Source organism: Aestuariibius insulae (genome assembly GCF_040783535.2).
In the GTDB taxonomy this organism is placed as follows: domain Bacteria; phylum Pseudomonadota; class Alphaproteobacteria; order Rhodobacterales; family Rhodobacteraceae; genus Aestuariibius; species Aestuariibius insulae.
The window spans coordinates 448,078-463,195 of record NZ_JBFONW020000003.1; the positions used below are offsets into that span (position 1 = coordinate 448,078).

General features: G+C 61.4%; 11 protein-coding genes. 5 read left to right on the forward strand and 6 right to left on the reverse strand.

All coding sequences use genetic code 11. The features are described from left to right. Nucleotides 1–19: 19 nt before the first annotated feature. A complete protein-coding gene (locus AAD018_RS11305) occupies nucleotides 20–1,279 on the reverse strand; it encodes a glycerophosphodiester phosphodiesterase family protein (RefSeq protein WP_367316171.1) in 1,260 nt (419 codons plus the stop codon). A 94-nt stretch (nucleotides 1,280–1,373) separates the two neighbouring features. Then, nucleotides 1,374–2,207, reverse strand: a complete 834-nt coding sequence (locus tag AAD018_RS11310; protein ID WP_367316172.1) for a LysR family transcriptional regulator — start codon at nucleotides 2,205–2,207, stop codon at nucleotides 1,374–1,376. A gap of 91 nt (nucleotides 2,208–2,298) precedes the next feature. Here AAD018_RS11310 and AAD018_RS11315 point away from each other — a divergent pair, with 91 nt between their 5' ends. Beyond that, nucleotides 2,299–2,445, forward strand: coding sequence for a hypothetical protein (locus AAD018_RS11315; protein WP_367316173.1), 147 nt, complete (start codon nucleotides 2,299–2,301; stop codon nucleotides 2,443–2,445). Here the strand turns inward: AAD018_RS11315 and AAD018_RS11320 are convergent. Next, nucleotides 2,442–4,094 (reverse strand): mechanosensitive ion channel family protein, encoded by a 1,653-nt coding sequence (locus AAD018_RS11320; protein ID WP_367316174.1) that lies wholly within the window; start codon nucleotides 4,092–4,094, stop codon nucleotides 2,442–2,444. The genes AAD018_RS11315 and AAD018_RS11320 overlap by 4 nt on opposite strands. 34 nt (nucleotides 4,095–4,128) lie before the next feature. Beyond that, nucleotides 4,129–4,491 (reverse strand): SUF system Fe-S cluster assembly protein, encoded by a 363-nt coding sequence (locus AAD018_RS11325; RefSeq protein WP_367316175.1) that lies wholly within the window; start codon nucleotides 4,489–4,491, stop codon nucleotides 4,129–4,131. A 166-nt stretch (nucleotides 4,492–4,657) separates the two neighbouring features. Between AAD018_RS11325 and AAD018_RS11330 the strand changes: the two genes are divergently transcribed. Continuing rightward, the gene (locus tag AAD018_RS11330) at nucleotides 4,658–6,859 is read left to right on the forward strand and encodes a transporter (RefSeq protein WP_367316176.1); all 2,202 of its coding nucleotides are present in this window, start codon (nucleotides 4,658–4,660) and stop codon (nucleotides 6,857–6,859) included. On the opposite strand, the gene rimK is transcribed toward AAD018_RS11330, so the two are convergent. After that, nucleotides 6,856–8,241 (reverse strand): 30S ribosomal protein S6--L-glutamate ligase, encoded by a 1,386-nt coding sequence (rimK, locus tag AAD018_RS11335; RefSeq protein WP_367316177.1) that lies wholly within the window; start codon nucleotides 8,239–8,241, stop codon nucleotides 6,856–6,858. The genes AAD018_RS11330 and rimK overlap by 4 nt on opposite strands. Nucleotides 8,242–8,688: 447 nt before the next feature. Between rimK and AAD018_RS11340 the strand changes: the two genes are divergently transcribed. Both AAD018_RS11340 and tgt read left to right on the forward strand, forming a co-directional pair. After that, a complete protein-coding gene (locus tag AAD018_RS11340; RefSeq protein WP_412005255.1) occupies nucleotides 8,689–9,789 on the forward strand; it encodes a hypothetical protein in 1,101 nt (366 codons plus the stop codon). Nucleotides 9,790–9,856: 67 nt separating this feature from the next. Next, nucleotides 9,857–10,987 (forward strand): tRNA guanosine(34) transglycosylase Tgt, encoded by a 1,131-nt coding sequence (gene tgt, locus AAD018_RS11345; RefSeq protein ID WP_367316179.1) that lies wholly within the window; start codon nucleotides 9,857–9,859, stop codon nucleotides 10,985–10,987. A 22-nt stretch (nucleotides 10,988–11,009) separates the two neighbouring features. Here the strand turns inward: tgt and AAD018_RS11350 are convergent, their stop codons facing one another. Next, a complete protein-coding gene (locus AAD018_RS11350) occupies nucleotides 11,010–12,206 on the reverse strand; it encodes a sugar-transfer associated ATP-grasp domain-containing protein (RefSeq protein ID WP_412005256.1) in 1,197 nt (398 codons plus the stop codon). 286 nt (nucleotides 12,207–12,492) lie between these two features. Here AAD018_RS11350 and lon point away from each other — a divergent pair, with 286 nt between their 5' ends. After that, nucleotides 12,493–14,901 carry an endopeptidase La gene (gene lon, locus AAD018_RS11355; RefSeq protein WP_367316181.1) on the forward strand — a complete coding sequence of 803 codons (2,409 nt, stop codon included), beginning with the start codon at nucleotides 12,493–12,495 and terminating at the stop codon, nucleotides 14,899–14,901. Nucleotides 14,902–15,118: the final 217 nt, after the last annotated feature.

Sequence of the window (15,118 nt, forward strand, 5' to 3'; positions counted from 1 at the left end):
GACGCCGCCCGCCGCGATCTTAAAGACCGAAGCAATTGGCGTAGAAGGTCGTCGTCGCGGGCCAATCCGAGAAGACCCCGACCACGCCGACATCCTGCGCCAGAACGTGCAGCAGCTCGTAATAGACTGCATCGCTATCCGTCGCTTCGGCAATCGACTGGAAGTACCAGCCGCCGCCCTCCGCCAGCGGCCCCGACCGCTCGAGCGTCCAGGTAATGATGTTGAGCCCTGCCGCCTGCGCCTCCTCGGCCCAGAGCGATGGCACGATCTCGCCCGCATCATTGGTCGTCACCAGAACCCAAAGCGGCGGCGCGATATATTGCACGCCCTGATCGGCATAGCTTTGCAGCGAGGCAGGCCAGGTCTCCAGATCCATCGGAGACCAGCCCTCGATATCGTAGTGATCGACAAGATAGACCGCCTGCGCGCCGAACTCCGGCTCGGCCCCGATCCAGTAGAGCACATCGTCAAGGTTGAAGCTCTGCAGCCAGACGTTTTCGGCCGGAATACCCGCCGCCTTGTACTCATCGACCAGCTTTTGCGCGTAATCCTCCTGGCTAAAGCCGTTGAACGGCATCTCGACCGACGCGCTCTTAAGCTCGGGCGTGAATTTCGCGCCGAGCGAGGCGAAAAGCTCGATGGATTCGGCATGGGTCATCAACGTCGCGCCGTCCGAATAAAGCGTCGAGCGCCAATCAGCCACGCCGCCCATGCTCTCTTCCGGCGTCGTGGCGGCGGCATTGAAGCTGTCCATCTTCGGCTCCAGCGTCCGGAACTGCTCGAGCGTGATTTCCGATGTCCGGCATTCGGCGGCCGCGTCCGTATCGCCAGAGGCGGGCGAGAACGGCACGTTGCAGGTCGAGGCCAGATCGGTCGTCAGGATGTTCGTCGTCGTGTGCAGATCGTTCTGCGCATGACGGCAGACGAGTTCCTCATCGGCGGTAAAGGTCACGTCGCATTCAAGGATACCCGCCCCCATCCGTGCGGCGGCCACGTTCGATTCCACGGTATGCTCGGGAAAGAGCAGCGGCGCCCCGCGATGGCCGATCGAGAAATCGCTTCGGCTTGGCTCCTGACCGAGGCAGGCGGTCAGCGTGTCCTTCAGCTCTCCCTCCTCGAGCTTGTCGATCAGATAGGCCGGGCGCGGGCCGTAGTCGATCTGCGCCGTGCCCTCCGTCTCGTGACCGGCGGCCAGAACGGGTCCGGCGCAGCTAAGCGCGGCCAGAACGGTCAGGGCCAAGGGGGAAAGGGCCAAGGCAGATGGGGATCGTATCGTCATGAAGTCGTCTCCTTACTAGTAAGCCGGACATGGCGAACCAAGGTAACAGCACTGTACCGGTTTGATGACGACTGGGTGATGCCGCGCCGTGCGGTCAGATCCCTTCGGGTCGTCCTTTGAGATAACGCGCAAGAGCAGAGAGCGCGGCCCGGATGGGAGGATCATGGCGACCTTCGTGGTGGCTGACCAGCCATTCCTCGCTCTGCAATGCGGCAATCGGCTCTCCGATCTGGCTGAGCCCCGGTCTGTCCCTCCCGGCAAAGATCGGCAGAACGACGCGGCCCATCCCGGCCTCGGCCATGGCGCGCGCCAGCTGGGGAGAGTTGGCGCGCGTCGCGATATCATCCCCGTGATGCTCCAGCACCCACTGGCCCGACGGGGTGCGTGCCGCGTCATGCGAGGGCCCGATCCAGCGCTTCACCTTGGGCGAGGCGGCAAAGACGGCATAATCCACCACGCCTGTCTTCTGCCCGGCCAGCCAGGTCTGCGTCGGGCGGCGGTTGCGAATGCCGATATCGATTTCGCGCCGGGCGATATCCATGTCCAGATCGCAGTGGACGAAATCGGGCAGCCATTGCGCCTCGGGCGTCCAGATCGCGCCCATGTTCTGCGCCAGATCAAGAGCTGTCCATGTGCCCGCCGAGATCCGCACAGGCGCAGGACCGGCGGTCTTGCCCAGATCGATCCCGGCCGCGACCTGCTCCATCCGGATCGCGCCATCGGCCAGCGCTTGCCCCTCGACGGTCAGGGCATAGCCGCGCGCGCCGTGGTGAAAGATCTTGCGCCCCGTCTCCCGCTCGAGCGCGCGCATCCGCCGCGACAGCGTGGCCTGACTGACGCCGGTCTCCTCGGCAGCGCGGGCCAGGCTCCCCGTCCGGGCGACGGCGGCCAGGTATTTCAGATCGTCCCAGTCCGTATCGGCTTTCATTTCTGCAAATCCAATCTCGATCCCGGCGCCTGCCGGGCAAGACGGCGGCTCCTTAGGTTCCCCTTAGGCACAAACCCAAAGGAGAGACCTCATGCGGTATATCCCCCTCGAACTTAGCCCGTCCCAGCTCGAGACGGAATACGAGAAAGAGCAGCGGCACTTTGCAGAATTGAAAGAGCAGTTGCAGCAGCGCAAGCGGTCCCGCGTCATGCGGATCCTTCGGTCGCTGCTGCCTTAGGCCGCTTCGGCCGGATTGGCCTCGGGGAAGATCGGCTCGCCCTTCTCCTCGAGGCTGCGCCCATGGCGGATCAGCTTCTCGCGCATCTCGCAGGCCATCGCCCAAGCGGTGTTCGGATTTCGGCAGGGCAGGCAGAAGGTCACGTCCTGTCCGAACACATCCTGCCCAGTCACGCGCACCTGCAGATCGTCCTTCTCGCCCAACTCGCCTTCTTCCAGCTCCTCGGCAAAGTCGTAGAACACCTTGCGAAATAGATCGACATCCGCGTCATGGCGCATCTTCAGCACGATCAGGCGGATCAGCTCGCTATGCTTGAGCGTCCAGTTCTCGAACGGCTCGGACACGAATTCGTTGACCGGCACGATTAGCCGCACGCCTGTCCAGACGCGCAGCTGCACATAGGTGAAATGGATCCGCTCGACATCGCAGATCTCGCCTTTGTAGACGATCCGGTCGCCGATCCGCGCCGCCTGGTTCAGCGCGATCTGCATGGAGGCCATGATATTGCCCAGCACCGTGCGCGCGGCAAAGGCCAGGATCAGCGTCAGCGCCCCGGCCGAGGCCAGAAGCGAGAATCCCAGCGTATTGAAGACATCCGCCTGCGTCAGGACGATCCCGCCGCCGATGAGGACGATCAGGATGATCAGCGCCCGCCGCCCGGCAGCGATCCGGGTCACAAGCGCCCTGAACTCGGAGTTCTCCAGCTCTTTGAGCGAATTGTCGTGCAGGTTCACCATCCGGTCGAGCACGGCATCCACGACATTCACAACCAGCATCAGCGCCGCGATGACAAAGCCGAGCGCGATCAAGGGCCCCAGGATCGTGCTGATCTGACCCGAAAAGACAAAGAGGCTGGTCGTCAGCGACGAGATCACGAAGGTTACGACAAAGAAGATGAGCGGCATCCGGATCGCATGGACGATGTCGCCGCCAAGCCGGCTATCGGTGCGCGCCGCCAGCCGCTTCATCAGCCGGCGCGTCGCCATCCCGGCCAGCAGCGCCAGAAGCAGCACGATCGGAAGGCCGATCACCTCCCAGATCATCAGGTTCCAGAACGTATCCGCCCGCATCCAGTCGGGCAGCCACTCTTCGAACCGGGTCGGCCCGTAAAGCTCGAACAGAGCATCGATATTGGCCACGCTCTGCGAGGAGAAGATCCAGACCGCATCGCCATCCGCTGGCTTGATCCGGTTCAGCCGGATCGCGACCGACCGGTCCTCCAGATCGAGGATCCACATCAGAAGCGACCGCCGAACCTCTCCGGCCACCGCGCTGTCGGAGGTCGCCAAAGCATCGAGGGAATCGGGCCGCTCAAGAAGGGACTGCCAGTCGATGATGACCTTCCGGTCGATGATCATATGCAGCCTACGTGCCAGATCCTCGCCCCGCGCCGCCTGTTCGGAGGGTTCGAAATCCGACAGGTCCATCAGATGCGCCGCAGTCTCGAATTCGTTCGCCGCCGCCGCATCCAGCAGCGCCTCGATCGTCGATTGCGGCGTGGACCGGTCCAGATCCCCCGGCGCGGCGCCTAGCCCTTCATTCAGGCGGTCGACCTCGAAATAGGGTTCGATCGCCAACGCAGGGAGCGTCAGGCAAAGCCAGAAAAGCGCCGCCAGCGCCAAGCGAAAAGAAGATCTGAGAAACACCATCGCCGGATCAACCGGCGAGGGCAGGCCAAGTTCCTTACATGAACCCCAGCTCAAGCCGCGCCTCGTCCGACATCATATCCATCCCCCAGGGCGGCTCCCAGGTCAGATCGACATCGACGCTCTGTACGCCCGGCACCGCGCTCACCGCATCGGCAACCCATCCGGGCATCTCGCCTGCAACCGGACATCCCGGAGCGGTCAGCGTCATGATGACATTCACCTTGCTCTCGTCGCTGATCTCGATCGTGTAGATCAGCCCCAGATCGAAGATATTCACCGGTATTTCAGGATCATAGACCGACCGGCACGCCTCCACGATAGCCTCATGCAGAGGGTGATCGGTCGAAGACGGCGCAATAAGCGGCGCGCCTTCCATCTGCGGCTGTGGCTCGGGCATGATCTCTCCACTGTCAATCCTGAGCGAAGATATAGGGATTTCAGACCCAATGGTCCAGACGACCGCGCGCCGCGGCGCTGTCACGCTTAACCATCTGTTTCCAAAGAGAGCATAATTCGGCCCAATTCTCTGGATAGGTCGGCGTCAACTCAGTTGGACGCCACCCGTGACAGAAACCCAAGCTACCTCAAACGCGCGCCTGGACCGCCGCCTGGCTCCGGTGATTTTTACCGCGACGATTTTCCTCAGCGCCGGCCTGCTCTTTTTCGTTCAGCCCCTCTTTGCCCGCCTCGTCCTGCCCGAGATTGGCGGCGCGCCCGCTGTCTGGACAACGGCGATGCTTTTCTTCCAGGTCACCCTGCTTTTGGGCTATGTCTACGCGCATGTTCTGACCCGGCACGTCCCGATCCGCATCCAGCCGTTCGTCCATCTTGGCATTTGGGCCGTGGCGCTCCTCTTCCTGCCGCTCTCTATCCACGAAGGCTGGCTCTACGACCCCGGTCGATCCACGGTTCTCCAAACCCTGACCCTCTTTGCCTTTGGCGTCGGCGTTCCCTTCGCGCTTCTGTCGGCCAACTCGCCGCTCCTTCAGGCGTGGTATGCCCGGTCCGGCGGTCCACGTGCCGAGGATCCGTATTTTCTTTACGGCGCCAGCAATATCGGCTCGCTTCTGGCTCTGCTGGCCTTCCCGCTCCTGGCCGAACCGCTCTTCGGCATGTCCCGGATCGGAGCGGCATGGGCCATCGGGTTCATCGGTCTCGGCGCGCTCCTGGCCGCCAGCGGCGGTTTGGCCGCAACAGGGCGGCGAATGCCGTCCATTCCCGCCGGTCTCTCGCATATCATGATTACACCCCGCCAGATCGGGCTCTGGCTCCTCCTGTCTTTCGTGCCGTCCTCCCTGATGCTGGCGATCACGACCAAGATCAGCACCGATCTCGGCGCGATCCCCCTCATCTGGGTCGTACCGCTCTCGCTTTACCTGCTCTCGTTCGTCATCGCCTTCCGCAGCCTCTCGCATGCCGTAAGGCGCGGCCTCACTGCCGTCACGCTGGTTTCGCTGGTGGTCCTGACAATCTGCGCAAGCTCGGTCTTTGCACCCTCAGGCACCGTTCTGATTGCCGTTTTTCTAATCGCGGCGTTCTTTTGCATCGCGGTGTTCTGTCACCACCGCCTGTATGACAGCCGCCCATCCGCAGAGGATCTCACGGTCTTTTATGTCACCATGTCGGTCGGAGGCGCGCTTGGCGGTCTTTTCAACTCGATCATTGCCCCCAGCCTCTTCGACACGATGCTGGAGGTCCCGCTCTCCATCCTCGCTGCCGCTGCCGCCTATGCCATCGCCTCAAACGGGCGAGGCGCCAGATCGCTTGCCATCGGCATCCTGATTGGCGCCGTGCTTTTGGCCGCATGGGTTGCAACGGTGTTTGCCTTCGGCATGCCGCCCGCAACCGCAACCGCATTCATTCTGATCGTTGCAGCATCATCGGGCCTGCTGGTCTTCCGCAAAGCAGCGCTCGCTCCTTTGGCGGTCACCGGCCTCTTCTTCGCGTTCGAAAGCACATTGGAGACCGGGGAAACCCTCTTCACCGATCGCAGCTTCTTCGGATCGCACCGGGTGGGCGACCGGGACGGCCTACGTGTCTATGTCAACGGTAATACGATCCACGGCATGCAGCACACGGACGAAATCGACATGCGTCCCACCCCGCTGTCCTATTACCATCCGGGCGGCCCCATGGCGCAAATAATCCAAAGCGGGCGCGGTCAGGCATCGGACAGCGTCGGAGTGCTGGGGCTCGGCGTCGGCTCGCTCGCCTGCTATGCCATCCCGGGCCAAAGCTGGGAATTCTACGAGATCGACGAAACCGTTGACCGCGTCGCGCGAGATCCGGCTCTTTTCGGGTTCCTCTCAGAGTGCACACCGGATGCGCCCACACATCTGGGAGACGCTCGCATCGTCCTGCGCGATCAGGAGAGGGCCTACGACATCCTTTATCTCGACGCCTACAGTTCCGACTTTGTCCCGATCCATCTGGTTACCAAAGAAGCCGTGCAGCTCTATCGCGACCGCATCGCCAAGGACGGCCTTCTCGTCTTTCACATCTCCAACCGCTACTACGATCTTTCCGCCCCCCTGGCCCGCATCGGCGATGCGCTCGGTCTGCAGATGGCGATCCGACGAGACCGCCCCGATCTGACGCTCGACGAAAATGAGGGCCGCAACCCCTCCGACGTCCTTGTAATGTCGCCTGATCCTGACTGGATCGAGGCGCTTCAGCAAACCGCCGACTGGACGCCGATCAAGGGTGACGGCAAACGGATCTGGACCGACGATTTCGCCAACCTTCTGTCGGCGCGAAAATTCTAGCCTTTCCGCGCCCGCACCGGGCGGGGCAGGGCGCGCTTTTCGATCCCCTCGATGATCAGTCCGGCGATATTCTTGCCGCTCGCCTTCTCGATCCCCTCCAACCCGGGGGAGGAGTTTACCTCCAGCACCTTCGGGCCGCTCTCCGCGCGCAGCAGATCCACGCCTGCCACGCCCAGCTTGAAGGCCTTCGCCGCCTTGATCGCGGCCTCACGCTCCTCTTTGGTGATCCGGACCGATTTGGCCGTCCCGCCGCGATGCAGGTTCGACCGGAAGTCATCGCCGCCCGCCGTCCGCTTCATCGAGGCGACGACCTTCGATCCGATTACCAGACAGCGGATATCCTCGCCCGCCGCTTCCTTGACGAAATCCTGAACCAGAAACGACGCCTTCAGCCCCCGGAAGGCATCGATCACCGACTGCGCCGCCTTCTTGGTCTCAGCCAGCACAACGCCCTTGCCTTGCGTCGATTCCAGCAACTTCACGATCAACGGAGCCGTCCCCACCAACCCCATCAGATTATCCGTGTCATGCGGAGAGGCGGCAAAGGCCGTCGTCGGCATCCCGATCCGGTGCCGCGCCAGGATCTGGTGGGCATGCAGCTTGTCCCGGCTGGCTGTGATCCCTTCGGAGCCGTTCACGCAATGGGTCCCCAGCGTCTCGAACTGACGCACGACAGCGGTCCCGTAATTCGTGATCGACGCCCCGATCCGCGGGATCACCGCGTCGTAGCGCGGCAACCGCTTGCCGTCGTAATGCACTTCGGGCGCCATCGCATTGATCGCCATGTAACAGCGCAACGTGTCGATCACCTCGACCTCGTGCCCGTGTTTTTCCCCCTCAGCCACCAGCCGCGTGGTCGAATAATTGCCGACCTCGCGTGACAGAACGGCGATGCGCAGCGCCCTGCGCGGCGCCGCCGCCTTAATGCGCGAAGAGCTGTAGACGTCATAGCTCAGCTCAGGCTGCAGAAAGCTCTCCGACGGCTGAACCGTCACATCCTCGGCCAGCGCCTGCCGTCCCAGCAGCATCCGGTAGGCCATGTTGCCTCGATCGGTCAGGGTCACTTCGATCGGCCAGCTCCTGCCATCGACCGACAGCTCGGTCTCGATGACATAGCGCAGCTCGGCCTCGCCATTGGACGAGGTCACCTCGCGTCGGTCGATCACGGGGGCCGAGCAGGGGATCACGAGATCCTCCCGCCCCGGCACCGGATGCACAGCAAAGCGGACCTTGGGCTTGGCCGCCGATCCGAAGGGCTCGATATCGAAAGCATGCAGCGCCGAGGTGCGCGCGCCCGTATCAATCTTGGCCTTGATGGCCGGAAGACCCAGATCGGGCAGCGCAAGCCACTCCTCCCATCCCAGGGCAATGGTCTTGGACATGGCGTGGCTCCTTGGCTGTTCCGGACCGTCCGCGATCTGGTAGGTTCGATGTAACAGGCGGCAGCCCGGTCAGAAAGGTCCGGCATCCGGCACGCTTGCAAGCGCTGCAGACAGACGCCCAAGGGGCCCTTCGCACCGGCTTTTCCCGGTTGTCTCGGCAGATCCGCTGACCTAACGTCCGGTTGACGCGGGAAAGAGGCGCCGCCTACAGGTTGGTTTTCGAGGAGATCGAACACCGCCAGGCAAGCCGGACATCCGCGGGTGTGACAGATACGGTACCGCCTCAAGGACATTTGGTCTTAAGGCAATGAGTTCAGTCAAAGACGATCCACCGTCTTTTCACGGTGCGATGAGACATTGAAATAAAATACTCTGCGGAATTTGACCTGCGCAGAAGTTGAATTGGAGGATATTGAAATGGCTGCCAAGCCGACGCATCCAGTCTTTATGGATCTGTTGATCAAGCTGAATAGAGCTGAAAAGGACTATATGTCCAATATCTATGGGCCAATGACGGACGCTTTTGAAAAAGCTTTGGACAATCGTAAGGGTGCCTATGACGAGCAGGCGAAGTTCGAGCAGATCGGGGTCGATCTTCTGACAATCGTCTCACTTGCAGCCCTTGCAGCGCTCGCCCCGGTGGCAGTGGCGGGCGCGGGCGCCGGAGCCTGGCTTGCCAGAGGCTATGCCTCTATGCGCGTCTCCAGCGGCCTCAAGAACTCCCGCTCGATGTTGAGAGTGATCTCGAACACCCGGTTCAAGCGCGGTTGGTCGAACAATATCGGCTATCAGGGCATCAGCTATGCAGGCGACAAGGTTGTCAGCACCTTGACCTATGGCGGGGCACGAGTCACTGGCGATCTGTTCGGATATGGCTCGTTCTACATGCGTGCCAAGATTTTTGCGGAGCAGGCCGAAGCGGCAAAATGCGTGGATCTGGAAACCGCCCAAGTTGCGCTCGATCCCGGCTATTATCGCTCCAATTTCCGAAAGTTCATTCGCGCCAACTTCGATCGATGGGAGACGATCTTCACCGCCATCGGGCAGGATCCCGAATTGACCGACGAATCTGCCGCTGTCTTGGGTGAAATCTTCTCGGGTATTCCGCTTCTTTATCCGGTCCCATTTGTCGATGGTAAGGCGCTCGAGCCCAAATTCGAATTGCTGTTCTATCTCTATGATATTCTGGATCGCGATACCGTCGATGTCTACGGTATGGAAATGCGAAAGCAGCCCGATGGTCCCTATGCGCCTGAAATGGTCTTGCAGCGCCGTGATCCGATCAATGTCATGCCAAGCTCACCGAATTATCCGAAATCCGGCGTCAATTACTACGATCCTGGACGAAAGGTCGGAAACCACATCAACAGGATCTACTCTGATCTGGTCGAGAAATACCCCAAATTTCAGGAGTCGAACACAGAAAGATCCGGCGACTTCTTCGACAACTGGCTTTTCGTGAACGACGTCAATCGCGAGGTAATGGAGAAGGCGGAGGAATGTCTGGCCGATCTCACCGAAGCTGCAACCTATACCGGCCAAATGTAAGCTGATTTTCCGATCTCGCGCGCGATCTGCGCTTGGCCCTCCGCGCCTGATCGGGCAAAACACGCGCGTGACCGACCGCTTCTCCTTCTCCCTTGACGCCACCGACGGCAGGGCCCGCACCGGCGTGATCTCCACCCCGAGGGGGGAGATCCGCACCCCTGCCTTCATGCCCGTGGGCACCGCAGGTACGGTCAAAGCAATGCTGCCTGAAAGCGTCCGCGCGACCGGCGCCGATATCCTGCTGGGCAATACCTATCACCTGATGCTGCGTCCCACGGCCGAGCGGGTGGAGCGTCTCGGCGGCCTGCACCGCTTCATGAACTGGGACAGACCGATCCTCACCGATTCAGGCGGCTTTCAGGTCATGTCGCTGGGCGCTCTGCGAAAACTCGACGAGGATGGCGTCACCTTTAAATCCCATATCGACGGCTCCAAGCATCGTCTGACGCCCGAACGCTCGATGGAAATCCAGCGGCTCCTCGGCTCCGACATCGTCATGTGCTTCGACGAATGCCCCGCGCTCCCCGCCGATCGCGAACGCATCGCAGATAGCATGCGCCTTTCGATGCGCTGGGCCGCCCGCTCGCGTGAGGCCTTCGGAGATCGCCCCGGCCACGCGCTCTTCGGGATCCAGCAGGGCGGGCTCGAACAGGACCTGCGCGGCGAAAGCGCGGAGGCCCTGCGCGCTATTGGCTTTGAGGGCTACGCCATCGGAGGCCTCGCCGTCGGCGAAGGGCAGGAGGCTATGTTCGGCGTTCTCGACTACGCACCCGATCAACTGCCCGAGGATAGGCCCCGCTACCTGATGGGCGTGGGCAAACCGGACGACATCGTCGGCGCCGTCAAGCGCGGCATCGACATGATAGACTGCGTCCTGCCGTCCCGGTCAGGCCGCACGGGGCAGGCCTTCACGCGGCGCGGCGTCGTCAACATCAAGAATGCCCGCCACCAGGACGACCCGCGCCCTTTGGACGAGAGCTGTACCTGTCCAGCCTGCAAAAGCTATTCCCGCGCCTATCTGCACCACGTCTTCCGCGCCCAGGAGATGATCTCGGGCATGCTCCTGACCTGGCACAACCTGCATTATTTTCAGGAAATCATGTCCGGCATGCGCGCCGCCATTGCCGAGGGCCGCTTCGACGCCTGGGAGGCCGATTTCCACAAGCTGCGAGCGCAAGGCGATATCGAGCCGCTTTGACCTGGCCTGCGGGCGAATACCCTTAAAACAGACCGAGAAACTTCTTCTTTTTTGTCTCCTTCGCCAGCTTCGGCGGATTGTCAAAGTCGTAGCCATTTTTGCGAAAGAACGCCTTTACCTCGTCGCTCAGCAGCCCGCGTCCTGTTGCGTTCTGAAGAACGTCGAAACTGCCCGCGTAATTTGACTCCACAAGAACAGGGCCGGAGGGAGTGATCGCCAGATCCGTCGATTGATAGGGGATCGCCCCGAAGACACGCGCGGTCCGCTCGTTGATGTCTTTCATCTCGTCCCAATGCGGCAGTTTTAGACCCATCAGGCCCGGAACATCGGGATGATCCTCGATATACTCGGTGACCAACCCGTCGCTCTTTCCGATGCGGATAACCTCCCCCGTCGCATGATCGATCTCGCAGCACAGATTGCCCGGACGCCAGAAGGCACAGGCGATATTGCCCGCCGTGGTCAGCTTCATCGCCACGCAAGGCTGCCAGATCTCCGAGCCGCGCACGAGATTGGGAAACCGGATCGTCGTCAGCCCCGAGCAATAGGGCGCCAATGCCTCGTGATTGTCGAGCCGCTCCTGCAACACATAGGGCTCCTCGGACAGAACCTCCTTCAGGAAGGCCTCATAGGTCACCGGATCTGCCCCGGTCCGCTTGATCGTGGTGTCGTCCGCCTCTTCGATCACCATGACCCCGCGGCCGATCAGCCCCCCCAGCGTCTTTGCAAACAGCGCCCCCGGCGGATGGGAAAGTACCAGATCCCGCAGCTTCTCCGCGGTGTCGATCTTGGGCGTACCCGCATAGCTCCGCGCGGAATCGTCGATGATCCCGACCGTATTGGGCAGCGGGATCCCCTCCGCCTGGCACAGCAGATCCATGATGTACTTGTCTTCGGGAACCCGAAACCAGTCTTTGTCATTGACCGTATGCGAAATCGGCCAGACCGATCGCGAGCCAACAAAGCGTTGCGCGCCATCCTCCCCGTGTCGCTCCGTATCCCAAAGCGAATGACGCACGAAATCCTTCATGCTCAGCATGCTTCCCGCATTATAAAGACGCGAGAATTCCCGGCCCAGCGCGATTGGCGATTTGCCACTGCGCCGCGCGGCGATCACCAGCAATTCATTGACCGGCATTTCTGCCTTCCCGAACTCGTCATCGGCGGCTATGGCGGTAACAGGCGTGGTTTCGTTCATCGCAGCGATCTCCTTACGCATCCGCATGCCTTACACGCAAATTCGGACCTTTTGCAGGCGAAAATCAACCTGCAAAGGGACCGCCTTCATAACATACACCGTTTTTGCTGACATCCGATTAACCCCACCATTCCGCAGTCATCACCCCCGCCTGTGGCAGCAAGACCCCTTACATCGATATCGATCAAATGGCATAGATGCGGTTGAAACAGCCAGATCGATACCCCAAGTCTGGTGGCTTACGGGGAAAGTCCGACGACTGCCGAAACCGGGGTCAGGCCTTTCCTGCGATCAAAAGGATGTCCCTATGACACAACCCCTCGCGTCCTCTTACCCGGTGCTGCCGCTCCGGGACATTGTCGTCTTCCCGCATATGATCGTGCCGCTCTTCGTGGGCCGCGAGAAGTCGGTGAAGGCGCTGGAAGAGGTTATGGCCGATGACAAGCAAATCCTGCTGTCGTCCCAGATCGATCCCGCCGATGACGACCCGTCGGAAGAGGGGATCTACAAGACCGGCGTTCTGGCCAATGTCCTCCAGCTTCTCAAACTGCCCGACGGCACCGTGAAGGTCCTGGTCGAAGGCAAGGGCCGCGTGTCGATCACTGGTTACCTGGAAAACGACGACTTCTTCGAAGCCTCCTGCGAGCCGCTCGAGGAAACGCCCGGCGATCCCGCCGCGACCGAGGCGCTCGTCCGCTCTGTCGGCGGTGAGTTCGAACGCTATTCCAAGATCAAGAAGAACATCCCCGAAGAGGCGCTCGCCGCCGTCGGCGATGCGACCGAACCGGCCAAGCTCGCCGATCTGGTGGCGGGTCATCTCGGCGTCGAAGTCGGCCAGAAGCAAGAGCTGCTCGAGACGCTTTCCGTCTCCGAACGGCTGGAGCGGATCTATGGCCTGATGCAGGGCGAGATGTCCGTCATGCAGGTCGAGAAGAAGATCAAGACCCGCGTCAAATCCCAGATGGAGCGGACGCAGCGCGAATACTATCTCAACGAACAGATGAAGGCGATCCAGAAGGAACTGGGCGACGGCGAGGATGGCCAGAACGAGGTCGCCGAGCTCGAGCAGCGCGTCGAGGACACCAAGCTGTCCAAGGAAGCCCGCGAAAAAGCCGAAGGCGAGATCAAGAAGCTCAAGAATATGAGCCCGATGTCTGCCGAAGCCACGGTCGTGCGCAACTACCTCGACTGGATGCTGTCGATCCCATGGGGAGTCAAATCGCGCACCAAGAAGGATCTGGGTCATGCCCAGAAGGTCCTCGATAACGACCATTACGGGCTCGAGAAGGTCAAGGAACGGATCGTCGAATATCTCGCCGTTCAGCAGCGCTCCAAAAAGCTCAAAGGCCCGATTATGTGCCTCGTCGGCCCTCCAGGCGTCGGTAAGACCTCGCTTGGCAAATCGGTCGCCAAGGCCACGGGGCGCGAGTTTATCCGCATCTCGCTCGGCGGCGTGCGCGACGAGAGCGAGATCCGCGGCCACCGCCGGACTTATATCGGCTCCATGCCCGGCAAGATCATCCAGGCGCTGAAAAAAGCCAAGACCACGAACCCGCTCATCCTGCTCGATGAAATCGACAAGATGGGTCAGGATTTCCGAGGCGATCCGGCCTCGGCGATGCTCGAGGTGCTCGACCCCGAGCAGAACTCGACCTTCGTCGATCACTATCTCGAGGTGGAATACGACCTTTCGAACGTGATGTTCCTGACGACGGCGAACTCCTACAACATGCCGGGCCCGCTTCTGGACCGGATGGAGATTATTCCGCTCGCCGGCTACACCGAGGACGAGAAGACCGAGATCGCCAAGCAGCACCTGCTGTCCAAGCAGCTCAAGAACCACGGGCTCAAGGACAAGGAGTTCTCGCTCACCGACGACGCGCTCAAGGAGATGATCCGCGTCTATACCCGCGAGGCGGGCGTGCGGAACCTCGAACGGGAACTGGCCAAGCTGGCGCGGAAAGCCGTCACCAAAATCGTCAAGAAAGAGGTCGACCACGTCGAGATCACGACCGACAACCTCGACGACTATCTCGGCGTGAAAAAGTACCGCTACGGTCTGGCAGAGCTTGAGGATCAGATCGGCGTCGTCACGGGGCTTGCCTACACGTCCGTAGGGGGGGAGCTGCTCTCGATCGAGGCGCTACGCCTTCCCGGCAAAGGCCGCATGAAGACGACGGGGAAACTCGGCGATGTCATGAAGGAAAGCATCGACGCCGCTTCCTCCTACACACGGTCCATCGCGCCCAAGATCGGGGTCAAACCGCCCCGGATGGAAAATTGGGACATCCACGTCCACGTGCCCGAAGGCGCAACCCCGAAGGACGGCCCATCAGCAGGCCTTGCGATGACCACGGCCATCGTCTCGGTCCTGACGCAGATCCCGATCCGCCGCGACATCGCCATGACAGGCGAAGTCACCCTGCGCGGCAACGCGCTGCCGATCGGCGGCCTGAAGGAGAAGCTTCTCGCGGCTCTGCGCGGCGGCATCAAGACGGTGCTGATCCCGCAGGAGAATGAAAAGGATCTGGCCGAGATCCCGGATAACGTGAAAGAGGGGCTGACTATCGTCCCCGTCAGCCACGTCTCAGAAGTGCTGGAGCATGCGCTGGTCGAAACGCCGGACGCGATCGACTGGGACGAAGCCGCCGAAGAGGCAGCAGCGGCCGCCGCCGCTCAGAACGCCGAAGGCGGGGGCGCGGCTGCCCATCACTGATCTCAGTTAAGATAGTCTCAAAAGGGCGCCCGTTGCGGCGCCCTTTTTCGTGGAGAAGGGGTGTCCGCGCTGCGCGTCGTCCGCTTCTTCAAGCTTTTCAACAATGATAGAGCTGGGCTGCAGTTTGTTTCCAATGTTGCGCGCGGTTTCGTTCCGCACGCTTCGTTAAACGCCCCACCTTCCGCAAAACCACCGACCAAATACCGACGTGATACCG

Excerpts from the sequence above, each read along its gene's own strand:
- AAD018_RS11310 (WP_367316172.1), bottom strand. The coding sequence starts at position 2,207 with ATGAAAGCCGATACGGACTGGGACGATCTGAAATACCTGGCCGCCGTC.
- AAD018_RS11340 (WP_412005255.1), top strand. The coding sequence starts at position 8,689 with ATGGATCTGTTGATCAAGCTGAATAGAGCTGAAAAGGACTATATGTCC.
- lon (WP_367316181.1), top strand. The coding sequence starts at position 12,493 with ATGACACAACCCCTCGCGTCCTCTTACCCGGTGCTGCCGCTCCGGGAC.
- AAD018_RS11305 (WP_367316171.1), bottom strand. The coding sequence starts at position 1,279 with ATGACGATACGATCCCCATCTGCCTTGGCCCTTTCCCCCTTGGCCCTG.
- rimK (WP_367316177.1), bottom strand. The coding sequence starts at position 8,241 with ATGTCCAAGACCATTGCCCTGGGATGGGAGGAGTGGCTTGCGCTGCCC.
- AAD018_RS11315 (WP_367316173.1), top strand. The coding sequence starts at position 2,299 with ATGCGGTATATCCCCCTCGAACTTAGCCCGTCCCAGCTCGAGACGGAA.
- AAD018_RS11320 (WP_367316174.1), bottom strand. The coding sequence starts at position 4,094 with ATGGTGTTTCTCAGATCTTCTTTTCGCTTGGCGCTGGCGGCGCTTTTC.
- AAD018_RS11350 (WP_412005256.1), bottom strand. The coding sequence starts at position 12,206 with ATGCGTAAGGAGATCGCTGCGATGAACGAAACCACGCCTGTTACCGCC.
- AAD018_RS11325 (WP_367316175.1), bottom strand. The coding sequence starts at position 4,491 with ATGCCCGAGCCACAGCCGCAGATGGAAGGCGCGCCGCTTATTGCGCCG.